Raw genomic sequence first — 18,552 nt, 5'->3', positions numbered from 1 at the left:
ACCAACAGAGAAAACAATAAGCATGAATTTAAACCAAGTTACTCTGCCCGTTACCAATATGCAAAAATCAGTAAGCTTTTATCAGCTGCTTGGCTTCACATTAATTGTAGATACGCCACATTATGCTAGATTTGAATGCCCAAAAGGCACAAGTTCTTTTTCACTCTCGCTTGAAGATGAAAAGTTTAACAACGGCGCTGTGATATATTTTGAACACCCTGAATTAGAGCAGTGGGTTGCAGAGCTTGTAGATAAAGGCGTTGAGTTTAAACAACTACCTACGATGGAGAGGTACCTTTGGAAAGAAGCCATATTGTTAGACCCGTCTAACAATAAAATTAAACTCTACTGGGCTGGAGAAAACCGCTTAAACCCACCTTGGCGTGTTACTTAATTACCCTTCAGGTTTGTTATATCCGGGAATTTTATCTATATCTACCTCATCTATTTGCTCTGGCTTCAAATATTGCCTAGCGTACTCTAAGTACACACCAGAGCTGACGAATACATCAAATAAGTCCGGATCAATATGGTCTCCGAGCTTCATTTTTCCCATAATAAACAAACACTCGCTCAATGGCTTCGCGTCTTTGTAGGGTCTATCTGCCGCAGTTAATGCCTCAAAAATATCGGCAATAGCCATGATCCGTGCAGGTACTGACATCTGTTCTCTGGTAAGGCCTTTTGGGTAACCTGTCCCATCCATTTTTTCATGGTGTCCTCCCGCAAACTCAGGCACACGCTTTAAATGTTTTGGAAAAGGCAATGCCTCAAGCATCTCAAGTGTAATATCCATATGCTTATTAATTACAACTCGCTCTTCAGCTGTTAAGGTGCCTCTGGCTATGCTCAAGTTATATACTTCTTCATTTGATAGTAGGGGCTGTTCAAAGCCCGCAATTGAAACCTGATAGCTATCTGCCAAGTTTTGTACTCGGTGCTGATCGGCTTCTTTCATAAATTCACCGCCAATATTTACTCGAGATAAAAACTCACTCTCATCATCTAACGTTTGCAAAGCACGTTGTAATTCTTTTTTCAAGCTATTTGCTTTTTGTTGCTGATCTAGCATCTCCGCTTTAATGATTTGCTTTGTGTAATCAAGCTCAATATCCCTTTTAGCAATTTCTATCTTAGCGATTACCAATTCGATGCGATCATACACAGAGTGTAACTTAGTGGCTTTATCCATGACATATTCTGGAATTGCGATTTTCCCGCAGTCATGAAGCCACCCAGCAAGCGATAATTCATGTCTATCTGCAGCAGTCATTATAAATTCAGCCATGGGTCCTGATTGCGCATCATGCACCGCATCTGCAATCATCATGGTCAACTCGGGTACGCGTCGGCAATGACCTCCTGTGTAAGGCGATTTTTCATCTATCGCTTTTGCAATTAAGCGTGTAAATGCCTGAAAGAGTGTTTCCATATCATCAATTAACTGCCTGTTAGTTAAAGCAACGGCCGCTAATGAACTCATGGAACAGATCAATTCTACTAAGTCTGAAGAAAACCTAACCACTTTATCTTTACTGCGAGGGTTTATCAGTTGCAATACGCCATTTAAATCACGCTCATGATTTGCCATAGGGACCGTCAATACGGACTGGGTGTGATAGCCTGTTTTTTTATCCATTGCTCTGGCTGCAGATAAATCATAATCTGTACAGTCATAAACATCGTCAATGCGGATAACATCTTTTTTAGCTGCAGCAAGCGCCACCAATGCGCTTTCATTTGGAGAGCCATTTTCTAAATATATTGGGATCGCGGGAAATGGTATCTCTTTACCGGATGTCCCTCCCATATGTAAGCCAAGCGGCTCATTAATCAGTGTGGCAAATTTAAGTTGCGCATCTTCTGAGACAGAATAAATTGTTCCGCCTTCTGCATTACTCAGTGCAATTGCAGACTCCAAAATATGCTCTAATAACCTGTCGGTATCATGCTCTGACGACAGCTCAATCGCTAATTTAAGCAGATGCTTTAATGCAACCTGACTCTCTATGATGTCTTCTTCAGCTACTGTGCTACGAATTGACAGATCCATGGCCCTATACACCCATACTATTTTGACTTGTGCGTATAACTTCCATCCCAGTTTTCACTCGGTGGATTCGACTGCATCTCACGCACTCTCTCACAAAGAAGCTGATAAATCTTTCTTTGCGGTTGTAACTCTATTAGTTTAGTAAAAGCTGACAAAGCTTCCTGCCAAGATTGCGATAAATACAACTGCCAAGCTGCTTCGTGCTGTTTTAATTCATCAAACTGTGCCTGTGTCACCGCATTTTTTAACGCGATTGGCTCAAAAATAGTTACTGCTAGGCTTTTCCCTTTTACTTTTACTTTATCTATCGGTCTAAAAATAATATTTGGGCACTGCTCATAGGTCATTTCACTCACAAGTACACCTACCCCGTAAAACTTGGTTAATCCTTCAAGACGAGAGCCCAAATTAACGGCGTCACCAAGCACAGTATAAGCTCGTCGATACTCAGACCCCATGTCGCCGACATTCATATCACCGGTATTTAATCCGATACCGATCGCAAAAGGCGGGAAACCTTGCTCGATCATTTGTGCTTGCAAATCCTCTACCTGCTGCTGCATTTGCATGGCGCATTTAACAGCGAGTTCAGGGTGCTGTTCAACCAATAATGGGGCATTCCAAAATGCCATCACCATGTCACCAACGTATTTGTCTATCGTGCCTTGATACTCAAATATGATCTTGGTTATTGGGGAAAAATACTGATTCAGATAAGCTTTTAACCTTCCCGCGTCCAATGACTCGGAAATACTGGTAAATTCACGTATGTCAGCAAACAAGACCGTCATTTCACGCTTTTCGCCTTCCATAGAGGCTTGATCGGGTTGCTCTAGCATGGAAGCAATATGTGCAGGTGGTACATATTGATCAAATATCGACTTTATCTGTACACGCTCTTTATGTTCTTTCACAAAACCAAGACTACCTAGTACGGTAGTTTGCGAAATAATCAGGCCAAGTGTTGCAACTTGGGGGAAGTCTAATCGCCAAACAACCCAAGCATAAAAACTAAAGAAGATAAAACAGGAGGTGATAACTCCTGCAAATAATGTCATGCCAAGTACGCCTAGTAGCGGTAACACAATCGAGGTGACTAAGCCTAAACAGATCAGTAATACAACTACAGCACCATCTATCCAATCAGGTCTTGAAGGCAGCAGCTCAGGAAAAACTAACCCTTCTAATACGTTTGCGTGTACTTCAACACCCGGATATTGAACGCCCACCGGCGTGGTGCGAAGATCCGCATGACCAACGGCGGATGTACCCACAAAGACGATGGCTTGGTCGAATAATGTTTTATCTACCTCACCATTAATTACATCAATAGCAGAGATATAAGGAAAGCTGAACGCAGGTCCTCGAAATGGAATAGCTACACGGCCATAGTCATCAGTTGGGATTAATGTTGTGCCTAACTTTATCCCTTGCACACTGTGTCCATCACCAAATGGCTTAGCAACAATCTCGACAGTATCTGCCAAGGTATACAATCTTGCTGCTTCTAAAGCCAATGCTGGGTAAGCGTTGTTGTTGTGTTTAATCATCAACATAGAATAACGTACAAAACCGTCACCATCAGGCGCACTATTTATGAACCCTGTGCCCGGGCTATTTTGCTGCAGCACTTTTACATTCGCCACATGTCCAGCAAAATCAGGGATTGGAAGGTCTGTGGGGATTATTTCACTGGCGAAAATGGGAGCAGGTAGCTTCCCTACTAAAATATCTTGTTGATGTTCAAACAACATACCCAAAACAGTATCTGTGGCGTCGAGTGTTTTTGAAAAGGCGATGTCTGCGTCAATTTCAGGCGCAATTGACCGTAATTTACTTGTAGTATCTTGATCTAACTCACTTAAGTGATTGGCAACTTGGTTCGCTGGATTAAGCTCTGGCTCGGAAAACAAAACATCATATGCAACAACAGAGACGCCAGCAGCAGCAAGTTGGTCTTGTAGCTTTGCCATTACGTGGCGACTCCAAGGGAAGCGACCAACCTCAATCAAGCTTTGCTCGTCAATATCAACGATCACGATAGGTAAAAATGACCTTTGCTGCCAAGAAAGAGTTTCTTTTAGACGTACATCATATGCCAATCCTTCAAAGCGTTTTAGAACTTGCCCATAAGGCGCTGCAGGAGACAAAGCTAGTAGATGAAGTAATATAAATAAAAACGTAATAATAAAACCAGCTGCCCATTGAAGTCGATATAGCTTAAAATGCTTAGCTAGTTTCATTAAATTATGAGCCCCTCATGGGCAATAATGATTTTAAAATCGTAGCCCTGCTTGCCAATGTCTTGTGCTATTTGGTCCAGGTCATCATCTGTTCTTGCAGGGTCATGACTAATCAGAACTAAGTTTTTAACCTTGCCTTTTACCGCTAAGTCTAAAGCATCTTTAATCTGCGAATGCCCCCACCCCATCTTTAAAGGGTAATCACTGGGGATAAACTGCCCATCATGGATTAAATAGTCAACACCATCGACGAACTCAATCCACTTATCAAAACTCGTCACAGGATCATTCGGAGGGTACAACTCGTTATCAATTGCATAAACTATTTTTAGCCCATCAACCGTTAAGCGATATGCACTACCACCACCGGGGTGATTCATCGCCATACGCTCAATTTTAATATCATGATAGTGCCAAGTATCATTTTGCTGCTGCACAATTTTCACCGTTGACGGCAAATCATCATATTGTACAGGGAAATAGCTGCCATCCATTTGCCGCAAAATCGCATCAGGTGCCTGAGCATCAGTTACACCTGGAATGATTGTAATATTTTTATTTGGCATATATGCAGGCACAAAAAACGGAAAGCCTTGAATATGATCCCAATGGTTGTGACTAAGCAGAATATAAATATCCCGCTTATCTTTCATTAGCTCGTCACCAAGTAGCCTTATACCTGTTCCAGAGTCTAAGATAATGTGTGTATTGCTTTGGCTTTGCAGTGATACACACACCGTATTGCCACCATATTTGACTGTATTTGGTCCCGGTGTGGGGATAGAACCCCGCACACCGTAGAATTTTAACTGCATTCTATATCAACCTCGCTAGTCAGCTATTTCAATGATACCTGCTTGCAACACAATGACCTTAGGCTCATCCTGTTGTAAAACCAGTACAAAACTATCGCCATTATTTAAACTAATAGCAGTGGAAAGCTGTCCTGTCATGGACACCGAGAAGTTTTGATAACCGACAGAGTTAAACGCTGTATCGAAAGTACCCGCATCATCAGCTAATTTAACCCGAGCAATGTAAATACCTTGACCGCTTGATTCTTGTAGGAATAATACCAGCTCACCTGTGCTTTGGACCCAGCCTTGTTTAACAACAACTGGGGTTGTGCCTAACTGCTCAAACATCAATACCCCCCCTGAACCAAATGTGCTGTCAATTAAACCATCACTATTGACTCTCATTACAAAGTTCTTACTTCCGCCGGTGCCGAAGATCACAAATCTGCCTTCAGAATCAACCAAAGATCCAGTAAGTGAAAGCGACTCTCCTGAAGATAAACCGATATCTAATTCCGCAACGCCGTTAGTGCCAAAAGTTGTATCTAATGCACCGGTAACAGTCGCTTTAGCAAGAATAATTCGTGGTTCAGGGAATATTTGTTCATCAGTACCTACACCGACAAGGAAGGTCGAGACTGGATGAACAAAATCAATACTCCTAGCTGACGTATTACAAGCAGGCTCTCCTGGTATTGGATACTTAAATTCATCAGATAGCACACCAGAGCTGGTGAAGACAAAGCCATGACTTTGATTTATACAGCCATCAAATACTTTTGCGAACATCAGAAACCCGCCTGTCGCAAGCCCATATAATCGCTTAACTATCATTGACTCGCCTGAATAATCACTCGCGGCAATTTGCAAAATCCCATTATTTAGCCCCCCTGTAAATGAGGTATCTTGTATGTTGCCATTCGCAAAGCTAGCAATATAAGCTTCAGTAGTAGAAGTAACATCTTGGAATGCCATCAATATATTACCGGAAGTTAACTGAGCAGAAGCAGTTGCAACAGCATTAACACCAGTAAAAACCTGCGCTTTACCCAAATTGCCAAAATCAGAGCTACCTTTCCCTGTAGCGTCTAATTTATAAATATAAGGCACGTCATTTCCATAAGATGTTTTAGCATCACCCACTATATAAATTCGATCAGTTTGTAAGGACGATGCGAAACCATATTCAAACCTTTCATCAGCATTTCCGACCGTGACTATTATCTGACCATTACTACCAAAAGCGGTATTAAATGCTCCCGATAAGGCAAACTCGGCAAACCAATACGATCTAAAAAAGTTATTTCCAATTAAGTTGTATTGATAACCGGGTAGTAAAAAACCTTGCTGAGTGCGAATCAAGTCACTTAGTGTTAAACCCTGCTGATTGAGAACGGTCGGTCCCCCAGTATCGGATCCCCAACTGCTATCTGCCACTCCCCCATGAGATACCCTAAACATTTGAGCAACAAATTCGCTGTCAGCTGAAGAACCTCTACCTACACTAATATAATAATGACTATCATCTGCAAAAATACCTTTTCCAGATGCATGCCAAGCACTCAAATCCAAGTCGGTAATTGTTGAAGATGGTAATTCATTAAATTCATATACTTTATAACCATTTGTATCAAAGTCGGTATCAAGCGCACCGTCATTAGATAAGCGCATAACAAATGCAGACTTAAACGTACCACCGGGTAAATATGTATCTCCCGTGACTAAAATCTTGTTATCCGACAATTGAATAGCGTCGTTTATTCTGTCATTAAATGACGACGATGTAACATCAAGCTGAACTATACCAGCAGCTCCAAAAGATGTATCCAAATTCAAGCTTGTACTGTCAATACGTGCTAATAGTATATCTTTATCATTATTGTCTGTTTCAGAGGTAGTTTCAGAGGTAGTTTCACCGTACATCAGTATGGTGCTATTTAATTGTATTGCACCATTTGCAAACTGAGACCCGTTGGGAGCAATATCTAAAGATCCCGTTACCCCTCCAGTATGATCAATTCTTCGAACCATTACCGTCGTTTGCATTCCAACAGTCACGTTCGAAACGACGGTGACAACCTGTGCATCATCTACAAATATAGCCACAGGCTCTACACTTGCACCAGACGTCAATGGCAACTGAGTGTAACCAGAGCCAGCACCATAACTGGTATCATGGTTACCATCTGCTGATAGCCTAAATATGAGCAGCTCCTTAGTCGAACCAAAGTCTGCATAGCCTGCTACATAAATTCTATTCTCACCGTCTGTAGTAACCGAACTTGCAACTATATTTTGCGGCTGTCCTGCTACTTCAATGCCAAAATAACTGGTGAAAACTCCGTTAGTTGCAAACGTTCTATCAAAGTGCCCATCAGCATTTAACTTGCTCACAGCAGCTCGGTGAATGCTTCTGCTTACACTGGCCTCGTATTTACCAACTCCACCAACTGTAAGCAACTTACCATCTGGCAATAAAATAGTTTGCCCATACTCATGGTATTCTTTGCTTGCCCTTAAACGAACAACCTGCTCTCCATCTGTACCAAATGAAGTAAGCTTATTCGCGACAAAACTTTGCACCGCAACACTAACATTAATAGTGACTTGCGCACTGGTACATAAAGGAGGGGAAATATCGTCACACACTTCAACGGTTAAGTTATATACCGCCTCACCATTGCTCACTACTTGAGGTGCATTGGCAACAGTAACATGTCCATTCGCTGCTACTGAGAATAAACTGGCGTTCGTGCCACTCAATGCATAACTAATTCCATCACCATCAGGGTCAACAGCTGCAATTTGAAGCACAAGGTCACCGTTTGACACATTTGTGTCTATATTTGCAGAGTTGGGTGAAACCGTAGGTGGGTAATTTCTGGGTAATACTGTAATGGTGACTGTAGCAACATTGGAAGTTTCACCTAAGTTATTCATAACTTGATACGTAAAGCTATCAGTACCAACAAAGTTACTCACTGGAATATAACTAATATAGCCTGTAGATGTATCAATAAAAGTGTCACCATGCTCTACATCATTGATTATTTCGATGCTAGATAAATTTAACGTCTGTCTTTTGGCATCATCATTACTCAACACATCAATCATAACGGACGTGTTCTTATCAAGTGACGCTGTATCTGCATTCGCTATTGGCGTAGTATCCGGCTCCACTATTGTGATAGAGACTATTGCAATGTTTGATTGCGCCCCTTCTGTATCTCGCACCCTGTAAGAAAAACTATCACTGCCTACGGATGTGCCTGTATGCTCATATAAAATCTCTCCGGTAGACTCAACATTAACAGTGCCTTTACTAGGGTTTGCGACTACCTCAACAGTACTACCATCAATCATGCCATCTGAATCAATGTCATTATCCAACACAGCTACCACAACCGATACACCAATTTCCACCTGTGCACTATCTGCGTTTGCGACAGGAGCCTGATTAACAGCTTGTACCGTCACAGTAACCGACGCGATATTAGAAACCAGACCCTCATTGTCTTGAACTCTGTATTGGAATGAATCTGTACCAGAGAACCCTGAACTTGGCGTGTAGACTAAAATACCGTCGCTTGAATTAATATTCACTTGCCCGTTTTCTGGATTTGTCGTGATTTCAATAGAACTAAACACTAACGTACCATCTGAGTCAGAGTCGTTGGACAGCACATCAATATCTACAGGTATATCTTGGGAAGTGCTGGCAGTGTCATTTACAGCCATGGGGGCTGTGTTCTCTCCCGTAACAAATATTTGTACCTGCGCCTCGTTAGATTTAGCACCTTCATTATCATCTATTGTATAAACAAAATAATCAGGACCTCGGTAATTGGCATCACTCTGATAAATAAATTGCCCATTGCTTGAATCAAACGAAAGATTTCCGTGCATTGGCTGCATAACAATTTCTAATGTCGATAAAACCAGCTCACCATCTTTATCACTATCATTACTTGTTACATTTATTGCAGTTGGTTGACCCTGTGCAACTTCGATAGAGTCATCCACGGCCATAGGTGGATCATTGACACTGATGACATTAATTAAACCAAAAGCATTTGCGCTCAAACCTGCTTCATTGGTAATGCTATAAATAAAGAAGTCCTGTCCAGAAAAGTCTGCATTAGGGATATATCTAAACCCGCCTTGTTCGGTCAATTCCAAAGTACCACTCATTGTGGTTGTCTCAATACCAATCGAAACATTATCCAGCGCTTGATCCGTGTCATTCTCTAATACGCCGGGTGAGCTAACCGACAAAATAAAATCTTCGCTGGTCTCAAACATATCATTCACTGCGACGGGCGCAGTGCTAGTGACGTTATCTTGAACAGAAATAAAGACTTCTGCTAGCTGTACCTCACCGTCGTTGCTGCGTACGCGGTAAATAAATGAATCCTCGCCGATGAACTCACTATTTGGTACATAAATAAAGCTACCATCAGAGTTTAGTGTCAAAGCACCATTTTCCACATTACGCTCTGGCTGGGTGTCCATTTGCAGTGCTTGATCCAATAAATGCACATCATTCACAAGTACGCCGCGCCCAGTAACAGCCAACTCAGTGTTTTTTTCAACTACATAACTATTATTAAGCGTAAGTATTGAAACTCTTACCGCTTCTATTTCCAACGTAACAGTCGCCTGAGCCGTTGCTCCTTGCGAATTTTGAATTTGATAAACAAAACTGTCATTACCAAAAAAGTTATCACTCGGCGTGTATGTAAAGATCCCGTTTGCAGAAATATCAACAGTCCCATTTGATGGCACTGTAATAAGCTCATTTAGCACTTCAATAGGGCCAAAGCCTAAATCGTCATCATTGCTTAACACATTGCCAGAAATAGACTCAAACTGAAGCCCAGAGAAATTATCATCTCTTGCAATTGGTGGTGTATTCTCAGTAGCAGGCAACAGGATTGATTCACTAAAAGCACTTTCACCGCTACCATCTATGCCTGTTACCATAACGTAATAGTGCTTTGTGGGCTCCAAACCTGAAAATGACTGAGTGGTCTGTGTCAAAGCAACAAATCGATTGCCAGCTGGCAGTGAATTGATCGTCGCGCGACTGTTTACAGGCTCTTCTGACAAATAAACGTTGTATCTCAGTGCGCCATCAAGAGGCTGCCAATTAATCTCGACAGTGCCATCATCTTGCCTTTGTGCAGGCTCAACGACGATGCTTTGCGGCTGCCAGTTCACCTGTTTAATCGCCACTACACTGAGATTGCCATTGAGATCTTCTACCCACACTTGAAGATTAACAGTGCCACTTTGCTGGCCAAAGTCAAATGGATTAACTCCGGTTTGAGTAAATTTAAAAGACGAGCCACAATTTGCACTGCATAACTCAATAGCTTGCTCTGCATTATCAAAGCCCAAAAGTACTCGAGCAATACCATCAGGGTCTTCAATATTATCAACAGCAACCGTGATATTTCCGCGTTCAGTAAACGCACCTTGAGGATGGGTAAGATCACCGGTTCCATTTATCATCAGCTCATCAACTATCTGCGTTGCCCCTAATCGAGCATGTCTGAATTTAGGTTGATAAGAAAAATCCACCACAACAGGCGAACTTGAAAAAGTGACAGAACTAGAAAGTGTTGGCTGTTCAGCCGCTTCGGTAACGTTATTATTTTGCTGAAGTGGTTTACTATCATCCCCACCACCACAACCTGCAATAGCCGTCGCAAATATAATCGCAGCTAAAATTCGTATCAATGCACTTAGGTTCATCATATTTCTCCTAAGGCTGGCCTAATAGAAAATCACCACGAGCAGTCACACTCGGGTTGTCTATTTCTCTTAAATTGAAGTCACCACTCAACTTCTCAAGCCCATCTATAAATCGACTTTGAATGGTCCCATTAGCCAAGTTATTTCCATGAGAGGCAAAATTAACACCAAGGTCCATACCTTCAGTAGTTATCAAACCATTAAATGCTGCAAACCACTCACCACCCGAATCCTGAAAGGACAAAGCCCCTTGTTCAACAGTTCCTCGATCAAAATTAACTGTCATTTGCATATTTATCGCACTTACAGCGCCTAAACTTGAGCTGGCATTTATGCTTTCAAGTACCGTATAATCTGTGCTTCCAGTTCGCTCGGCAATCAACTCACCAATATCTGCGGTCCCCAAGCTATCTAGTTCTTGTTCATTGATGAACTCATTTTGTGATACATCATTTGCTACTTGAGCAAAGCTCCCCTCCAATATGGGGGTTGGCTGTTCAGTCGGGTCTAATTCAGCACTCGCAATCGTAGTGCCTTGTTCTTCAGTGTCATTTGACTGTGCAGATGAACTTACTGAAGAAGACAGTGAAGATAGCTCAGAAGGGGGTTTAAGCAGTGATGTAACGGCGCCATTCTCACTCACCTTCGCAAAAGAAAAATCGCCGCCTTTACCTAGTAATACAGGCCCTTCAGCACCTGTTGCACCACTCATATCTAACTCAATCGTACCGTCCCAAACAGCCAGAAATAATGCATTATTTTTCCATTCGACTTCATAGTGCGTGCCACGTATCCCAATACTGCCGACAGGTGTTTTTAGTTTATAGTTACTTTTATCACCCTTAATTTCACCTGTAATCGTTCGAAGTCCGCCAGAGATAAGCTCCATCACTACTGAGCCACCTTCAGCACTGCCCAGCGAGTACTCTTCAATCTTCAATTGAGTTTGAGCTTTGAGCGCGATGAGCGCGCCGTCTTGCATTCTGAGCTGGGCCTGACTTGATTCACCCGTATTTACAACATCGACATTATAAATTGGGCTACGCCTTTTGAGATCTCGTTGTGACGCATTGCTGCTGTCTGTCGCAACCACATCACCACGAGACATAATGGTTTTCCCTGCTTGTTCAGCATGGACAAAAAATGGCAATACGACAGCGAGAGCCATGGCACTTGATATTGATGTAAAGTTTACAATCAACTTAAAGTTAGAATTCATAACGGACTCCCGTGAACCATTCTGTTCTATCGTAACTATATAAGGTAATTGAGCTATGTTTGTCGTAGTAGGAAGCTGACAAGTCAATACTCAACGCTTGGCTCCATCTGTACTGCCAATTCAAATTCAGAATCACTAGCTCTTCATTTCTTGTCGACAAAAAAAGTGGGTGATCTGCACGATGTTCAATATCTCTGTATTGCGCTTTAAAGCTCAATAACCCCTTTTCTCCGGTTTTATGGCTTACCGATCCGGAAATAAAGTTATAATCTCGGCCATAATGCTCACCCTCTTCATATCTTGCAGGCTGCCAGGTGTATCCAATATCCGTCCTCACCAGCCATAATGCTGATGAATACCCTGCAGATCCTTGAATCGTATAAATACGACTATCAAGGTTTCGGTCTTGAACATTGTTTTGCGAAAAAATAAAGCCGCTCAAAGCAGCGAAATAGTGAGATGATATGTTGTATTGCGCAGAGCCATACAATCCGATATCTTGTTGATAGGTATTATCATCCAGTGCTAAAACACCAAACTGACCACCTGTGGTGAGCGTTAAATCATCTTTTTTATGCTCATAGCCAAAGCGAATATTGCCTTGGTATCTATCAAACTGATCTGCATCCTTGTGACGCTGATCTGAATAATTGACGTCCAGTCGCCAGCCTTGATATTGAGTTTGCTGCCAACTACCTCTAAAACGATACTTAAACCGCATAAAGTTATCTGATGTTTTCAAGCTGCTCTGGCCTAGTGTGAGAGGCAACCCGCCAATAACAATTCTGTCATCCAGCGCCCCGCTATTCACATTGGAATCATGACCCAGTGCAAGCGAGATTGCGTGGTTAAATGACTGCTCCAGTTTTTGCGTATTGCGATCAATTGCTTCTAATGCTTGACTTACCCTCTCACGCATTGTCGAACTTAATTGCGCATTTAACAAATCTGAAAAAACGCTACTAGCCTGAGCATAGTTTTTTTGTTTCGCATAGGTTAAACCTAATAAATAATGGCTAGGGATATGATCTGGCCAGCTCACCAACACTCGCTCTAATGCAAAAATAGCTTCATCATATTTGGCCTGTTCTAAAGCCGCTTGAGCATACAAAAAGTCAAAACTTGGCTCTCCAGCCCACTCGCCACTTGCAGCTTCCGCTTTTTGATATGCTGATTGATAGTCTTTTTCAACTAAGTTAGCGTTAATATCGCTAAGGATTTGTTTCAATTTCTCATCAGATTGAGATGGATTATCCAGTGCTAGACATATTGAACTACTCAAGCTAGCAAGGGTTATAAAAACGTACTGTGCGCATCGAAGTACTAGTGACATAGCTAATCACCTATCATTGGTTATCGTATGTTCATCACTACCTACTCCAAGCAAGACCTCTTTATCTAACCGTCGACCCGCTAACGACCAGAAAACATAAAACATGCCTAGATAGAGATATGCAAAGTATAATCAAGGACGTTAAAAATTCACTTTAGATTTCGGGTACATTTTCGAGGGATATAGATAATCACAACTTTTTGCAAAGATTCATGTAGTGCACAAAATCAAGCACACCATTCAGACTCGCGTTAATTTCGAAGAAAAAGATAAAAGTGGTCAATAAAGTAATATCGTAATTAAAGACCGATACTAGGCATTCATATCTTACAGAAAACGATAATTTTTGAAATTTAAAAGGGGTAACAATTGATGAGTAAAACAAGCTAAAACGATGTTTGTTCAGGCTACTCTTGCGAATAGCCTAACTTAAGTGATTACTCTCTTTGAAAATCATATACAGATCCAAGTTTTAGGATCTGTGTCAACTCATCTAAAGCCGCATAGTTTTCTTTCAAAAACTGGGGATCAGCCAAATCATATTCACTTAACTGGTCACGATAATGTTTATTTATCCAAATTGATAATGTGCTATAGAGCTGTTCATCCAACAAACAAGCTTGATTTGTGGCTTTAAGCTCAAGCTCAGATAAAACTACACGCAGACGCAAACAAGCAGGCCCGCCCCCATTTTGCATACTTTGCTTCACATCCATATAGATAACATCGTTAACTGGATTGCTTGCCTGCTTAAGTGCGCTTAAATAGGTTTCAACTTCATTGATTTTTTGACATTCACTCGGCGCTATCAATGCCATTCCGCCATTAGGCAAGCTAACTAGTTGACTGTTAAAAATGTAACTCTGTACCGCTTGTTCAACACTCACATCCGTATTTGAGACCTCAATTAAGTGCAAAGGTCGGCTACCTTTATAAGCCTCACGGATTTTCTTGACTGACGTTTGCTGATCATAAAATGCCTGTTCGTGGAATAAAAATACATTCTCATTACCAATCGCTATTACGTCATTATGAAATACACCGGCGTCTATCACATCCGGGTTTTGCTGTATAAAAAGACAGTTTTCAGTTTTAAGCATATGGCTGCGTGCAACCGCTTCACTTGCTTGGCGTGTCTGTCTAGCAGGAAATTTAGACGGCCTAATATCACTATGATTGTCTTGTCCGTAGACAAACAAAGCTAAACCAGAGTGATTATACGAGTCAGCCAAACGAGTATGATTTGCAGCTCCTTCATCACCAAAAAGGGGATGCTGTGGTAACGGTTCATGATGCGCAAAATAATCATTATCACTAAAGACTTGCTTTAAAATACGAGACGTTGTCTCAGCTTCTATTGCACGATGTAATTTATTGTTTAAATTAGCAGGCGTGAAATGAACCTTCCTGTCTTGCGTATCACAACTTGGCGACACCGTAGCCGCATTTGCTGTCCACATTGACGATGCTGAATAACATGCTTTGAGTAGTTGAGGTTCTAACTTGGCTGCTTTAGCAATAACATCGCCATCACTGCCACCAAAGCCAAGAGCACGTAGCGTTTTTAAATCTGGACGCGCATTAGGTGCTAACACGCCTTGATGTAAGCCCAGCTGTGCCAAAGCGTACATCTTGTCTAATCCTTGTAGCGCTGCCTGTTTAGGATTAGAGAATTTTTTCGCATTTGCTTTTGAAGCGACATTTCCATATGACAGGCCTGCGTAATTATGTGATGGCCCGACAAGTCCATCGAAATTAACTTCATAGAAGTTCATTATTGCCCCCTATTGGTGCATTTTGCACAATTTTAGTTAGATACATCTTGTTGATGAGCTCAGATTCACCTACTGATAAGCGAATAAGTAGAATTTCAGCTAGCCAAATCTGCTTATTCGCTAGAACATCAAGTTTAGTGCCAAATTGAAATATAGGAGGTAATTGTGGTTCCAGTCAGAATATACGTAATATAAAATCCATGAATATCAATTTATTTATATTGACAAAGCGTCATTTTATAAGTTGGCTTGCTGCTTATGCAGTTGCCATCCACCTAACGCGTAGCACAGGCCGATAGTCAAACATATCAAAGAGCTCACTATCCAAAATGTGAGTGAGTTTTCGGGAAACAAAGGCATAATAAACAGGAATGCAACCCCACGGCCAATAAACACTAACGCAACCATAAAGATAACTGTTTTTAAGAAAGGTAATCGACGTATCACGCCAGCACCGGACAATGCAAATACTCCCCATGTACTTAAAGCAGAGACAATCACAAAAGTAGTCAACGTGGGTTCAAGTTCTCCCGCCTCAGCCATCGTAGCCATTCGCTCACCAGCCCCGAAAAATCTATACCAAGGCGCACCGAATATAATACACCCAAGATGTAAAACAGCCGCCAAAAAGCTAGAATAAGCAGAAAACAATAAATATTTATTTTTCACACAACACCAAAAGTATAAAAAAGAAAAAACAATTTATACTAAAAAACAAAACAAATAGATACATTAATCATATTAATTTTATATTCGTCAGATACATTTGATCCGTTTTAAAGATATAACTCATTGATAAGATAAGCTTCGAATTATGCTAGATACTGAGTATACTATTGACATGTAAGTAGTATTGAAGGCACAAGCAATGAGACCAGATTGGGATGAATACTTCATTGATTTAGTTGACAGTGTTGGACAAAGGGCCACCTGTGATAGAGGTAAATCAGGCTGTATTATAGTTAAAGATAAAAGAATAATATCAACAGGTTATGTGGGTTCGCCCTCTGGTTTGCCACACTGTGATGATGTCGGTCACCTAATGAAGCAAGTTACCGATAGCGATGGCACCACAAGGCAACACTGCGTGCGAACCATTCACGCTGAGCAAAATGCTATCTGCCAAGCTGCTCGCTATGGCGTTCCTTTAGATGGTGCCACCTTGTATTGCACGATGGAGCCATGCCGAGTTTGCGCAATGCTCATCATAAGCTGCGGCATTTCTAAAGTCGTTGCTAAAAAACGTTATCATGCAGCGCAAGAAACCAGAGATATGTTTGAGATGGCAGGCGTTGAACTAGTTGTCATAGAGCAAGAAATCGCAACTTACGACGATCAGTAACGCTTAGATGGAGTGGTTTTTTAATAAATCCACTCCGACTCAAAGGCTTATTTAAGCCATAGACACCCTGTCAAAGACATCTTTATTAAAGTTTTCTCCAGTTATCCCATGACATTTTGCTCTGTCATGATTAATTCTTTTATTTGCTTCTTTCAATTGATTAATAAACTCGTCAATTTGGACATTATAATATTTAAATACCCCTCGAGTTAAAGCAAGATTAACTTCATTTTTATTGACCTCATCAGATGCACAAAACTGATGCTGAAAGAGTACCTGCGTAGGTGAATCTAATGACTTGTTAAATCTAAACATTGCGGCGTTATCAATGGCCTTCACCCGAGTTTGATTGCCAAGTCTCTCCCACCCAACTGCGCAAACAGAAAAAGAAAACTCTTCGCCAAACTCGTGCACAAGTTCATCTAATGGATCGTGCGCGTTGTTAATAAATGAATTGATATCAAACGCATCAACACTGACCATCCCGTAACGAGATTTATAGCGTAATTGCAAAGTATTCAATAAATAAAAAACTTCGCCTGTACTTTGCCAAATAGGCTCGACTACACTTCGTACAATCGGCTTCGTTACATCTGTACCCAATAGCTTCAGCATCCACTTTTTCATCAGCACCTCCAATTTGAATAACAACCAACTGTAAATGATAACAATTCTTATTGCTATTATTATTTAATGATCATAAGCTAAAAACATGAGTTACCTGATGTGCTCGTAAAACAGCACCCAACAACAACAATCGATGACAAATTTGGAGGTTGAAAATGCGCCTTATCATCGGCATTCGTAACTTTGTCTTAAAGCTACTATACAGAGCGGTTCGTCCGCTGATATTCCTGATGGACCCAGAAGATGCTCACTACATGTTTAAACGTGTCGGAGTAATACTGGGCTCAAACTTTCTAACCCGCTGGCTCACTTCTTTTTTCTTCAACTACGGCCATCGCAGCCTGAAGATTGAAGTTGACGGTATTAAATATAGAAACCCGTTAGGTTTATCCGCAGGCTTTGACAAAGATGGCGAATTAACCAAGATTTACCCATCGATTGGATTTGGCTTGGCTGAACTTGGTTCATTTACCGGTGAAGTTTGTCCAGGAAATCCTGGTAAGCGTTTATTTAGAATGGTCAAGTCAAAATCAATTCTCGTTTGGTACGGCCTGAATAACCAAGGTGCTGAGAAAATTTCATCACGATTAAAAGGTGTGAATTTTGGTAAATTAAAAGTGGGGATAAATGCTGCTAAATCGAATATAACGCCGGAGTTTGATCTACAAGATTCTATCGACGACTACACCAAAACAATGAAGCTATTCAAAGACATAGGCGATTACTATACTATCAACATAAGCTGTCCAAATACGCAAGATGGCGAACCATTTGTTGATAAAAACAATCTAGATGCATTACTTATCGCAGTAAACAAGCACAGAGTTGATGGCCGCCCTATCTATGTCAAACTCGCTGCAGACATGACTTTGGATGAGATTAACATCATTGTTGATGCTTGCGTTGAACATAAAATGGATGGCGTTGTGTTAACCAACCTTGCTAAGCCCAAGTTCAACCAAGAATATGTCAAAGAAGAGCTACCATTTCACAAAGGTGCCATGAGTGGCTTACCGCTTCAGCGTATTTCTACCAACGTGATCAGACATGTTTATAGAAGAACTCGCGGTAAACTCACCATTATTGGTGTAGGTGGTGTATTCACAGCCAAAGACGCCTATGAAAAAATTACTTCTGGCGCAAGCATCTTGCACATGATTTCAACACTCATATTTGACGGACCACAAAATATTAGCGAGATCAATCGTGGACTTGTCAAATTGTTGAAGGCCGATGGCTTTAATTCTATCGAAGAAGCTGTTGGTTCGAGAAACCCGCTGCCCAAGTTAAAGGCAGTCAAGGACGAAGAAGCTAACAAGGAAGTAAGCTCCGCAGCATAAGTTGCAATCAAAAGTTGATGCTACGAGTGGTGATAACTTTTTTCATTCTCCAAAGTTTATCACCAC

At 41.3% G+C, this 18,552-nt stretch carries 12 protein-coding genes; 3 read left to right on the top strand and 9 right to left on the bottom strand.

The genetic code is table 11. From position 1 onward, the window contains the following. Positions 1-22 precede the first annotated feature (22 nt). Positions 23-394, top strand: coding sequence for a VOC family protein (locus tag AC2CZC_RS15420; protein ID WP_484582469.1), 372 nt, complete (start codon positions 23-25; stop codon positions 392-394). Here AC2CZC_RS15420 and AC2CZC_RS15415 read toward each other — a convergent pair whose 3' ends face one another. From AC2CZC_RS15415 to AC2CZC_RS15380, 8 genes are all read right to left on the bottom strand, one after another. Continuing rightward, positions 395-2,053, bottom strand: coding sequence for an HD domain-containing phosphohydrolase (locus AC2CZC_RS15415; protein ID WP_484582468.1), 1,659 nt, complete (start codon positions 2,051-2,053; stop codon positions 395-397). It lies immediately after the preceding gene. 17 nt (positions 2,054-2,070) lie between these two features. Continuing rightward, the gene (locus AC2CZC_RS15410) at positions 2,071-4,296 is read right to left on the bottom strand and encodes a CHASE2 domain-containing protein (RefSeq protein WP_484582467.1); all 2,226 of its coding nucleotides are present in this window, start codon (positions 4,294-4,296) and stop codon (positions 2,071-2,073) included. Beyond that, complete coding sequence (locus AC2CZC_RS15405; protein WP_484582466.1) at positions 4,296-5,111, bottom strand: MBL fold metallo-hydrolase; 816 nt, start codon at positions 5,109-5,111, stop codon at positions 4,296-4,298. Before AC2CZC_RS15405 ends, AC2CZC_RS15410 begins: the two co-directional genes overlap by 1 nt. Positions 5,112-5,126: 15 nt before the next feature. After that, positions 5,127-10,853: an Ig-like domain-containing protein gene (locus AC2CZC_RS15400; protein ID WP_484582465.1), complete on the bottom strand. Its 5,727-nt coding sequence runs from the start codon at positions 10,851-10,853 to the stop codon at positions 5,127-5,129. Between the two features lie 7 nt (positions 10,854-10,860). Beyond that, positions 10,861-12,069 carry a FecR family protein gene (locus AC2CZC_RS15395; RefSeq protein ID WP_484582464.1) on the bottom strand — a complete coding sequence of 403 codons (1,209 nt, stop codon included), beginning with the start codon at positions 12,067-12,069 and terminating at the stop codon, positions 10,861-10,863. Further along, entirely contained in the window at positions 12,059-13,402 is a 1,344-nt protein-coding gene (locus tag AC2CZC_RS15390; RefSeq protein WP_484582463.1) for a tetratricopeptide repeat protein, read from the bottom strand. Before AC2CZC_RS15390 ends, AC2CZC_RS15395 begins: the two co-directional genes overlap by 11 nt. Positions 13,403-13,839: 437 nt before the next feature. Further along, on the bottom strand, positions 13,840-15,177 hold the full coding sequence (gene astB, locus AC2CZC_RS15385; RefSeq protein ID WP_484582462.1) for an N-succinylarginine dihydrolase: 1,338 nt from the start codon (positions 15,175-15,177) through the stop codon (positions 13,840-13,842). A gap of 237 nt (positions 15,178-15,414) precedes the next feature. After that, positions 15,415-15,846, bottom strand: a complete 432-nt coding sequence (locus tag AC2CZC_RS15380) for a hypothetical protein (protein ID WP_484582461.1) — start codon at positions 15,844-15,846, stop codon at positions 15,415-15,417. A 199-nt stretch (positions 15,847-16,045) separates the two neighbouring features. Here AC2CZC_RS15380 and AC2CZC_RS15375 point away from each other — a divergent pair, with 199 nt between their 5' ends. Next, positions 16,046-16,519, top strand: coding sequence for a deoxycytidylate deaminase (locus tag AC2CZC_RS15375; RefSeq protein ID WP_039609746.1), 474 nt, complete (start codon positions 16,046-16,048; stop codon positions 16,517-16,519). Positions 16,520-16,570: 51 nt separating this feature from the next. Here AC2CZC_RS15375 and AC2CZC_RS15370 read toward each other — a convergent pair whose 3' ends face one another. Further along, positions 16,571-17,146, bottom strand: coding sequence for a hypothetical protein (locus AC2CZC_RS15370; protein ID WP_484582460.1), 576 nt, complete (start codon positions 17,144-17,146; stop codon positions 16,571-16,573). 155 nt (positions 17,147-17,301) lie between these two features. Between AC2CZC_RS15370 and AC2CZC_RS15365 the strand changes: the two genes are divergently transcribed. Then, positions 17,302-18,486, top strand: coding sequence for a quinone-dependent dihydroorotate dehydrogenase (locus AC2CZC_RS15365; RefSeq protein WP_484582459.1), 1,185 nt, complete (start codon positions 17,302-17,304; stop codon positions 18,484-18,486). Positions 18,487-18,552: the final 66 nt, after the last annotated feature.

It is taken from the genome of Pseudoalteromonas sp. MMG033, assembly GCF_057197785.1.
The sequence above is the reverse complement of the archived record's forward strand: the minus strand, read 5'-3'. Positions and strand labels throughout refer to the sequence as shown.

What these genes read in the sequence shown, in the direction of transcription:
- AC2CZC_RS15420 (WP_484582469.1), top strand. Translation starts at nt 23, where the DNA reads ATGAATTTAAACCAAGTTACTCTGCCCGTTACCAATATGCAAAAATCA.
- AC2CZC_RS15415 (WP_484582468.1), bottom strand. Translation starts at nt 2,053, where the DNA reads ATGGATCTGTCAATTCGTAGCACAGTAGCTGAAGAAGACATCATAGAG.
- AC2CZC_RS15410 (WP_484582467.1), bottom strand. Translation starts at nt 4,296, where the DNA reads ATGAAACTAGCTAAGCATTTTAAGCTATATCGACTTCAATGGGCAGCT.
- AC2CZC_RS15405 (WP_484582466.1), bottom strand. Translation starts at nt 5,111, where the DNA reads ATGCAGTTAAAATTCTACGGTGTGCGGGGTTCTATCCCCACACCGGGA.
- AC2CZC_RS15400 (WP_484582465.1), bottom strand. Translation starts at nt 10,853, where the DNA reads ATGATGAACCTAAGTGCATTGATACGAATTTTAGCTGCGATTATATTT.
- AC2CZC_RS15395 (WP_484582464.1), bottom strand. Translation starts at nt 12,069, where the DNA reads ATGAATTCTAACTTTAAGTTGATTGTAAACTTTACATCAATATCAAGT.
- AC2CZC_RS15390 (WP_484582463.1), bottom strand. Translation starts at nt 13,402, where the DNA reads ATGTCACTAGTACTTCGATGCGCACAGTACGTTTTTATAACCCTTGCT.
- astB (WP_484582462.1), bottom strand. Translation starts at nt 15,177, where the DNA reads ATGAACTTCTATGAAGTTAATTTCGATGGACTTGTCGGGCCATCACAT.
- AC2CZC_RS15375 (WP_039609746.1), top strand. Translation starts at nt 16,046, where the DNA reads ATGAGACCAGATTGGGATGAATACTTCATTGATTTAGTTGACAGTGTT.
- AC2CZC_RS15370 (WP_484582460.1), bottom strand. Translation starts at nt 17,146, where the DNA reads ATGAAAAAGTGGATGCTGAAGCTATTGGGTACAGATGTAACGAAGCCG.
- AC2CZC_RS15365 (WP_484582459.1), top strand. Translation starts at nt 17,302, where the DNA reads ATGCGCCTTATCATCGGCATTCGTAACTTTGTCTTAAAGCTACTATAC.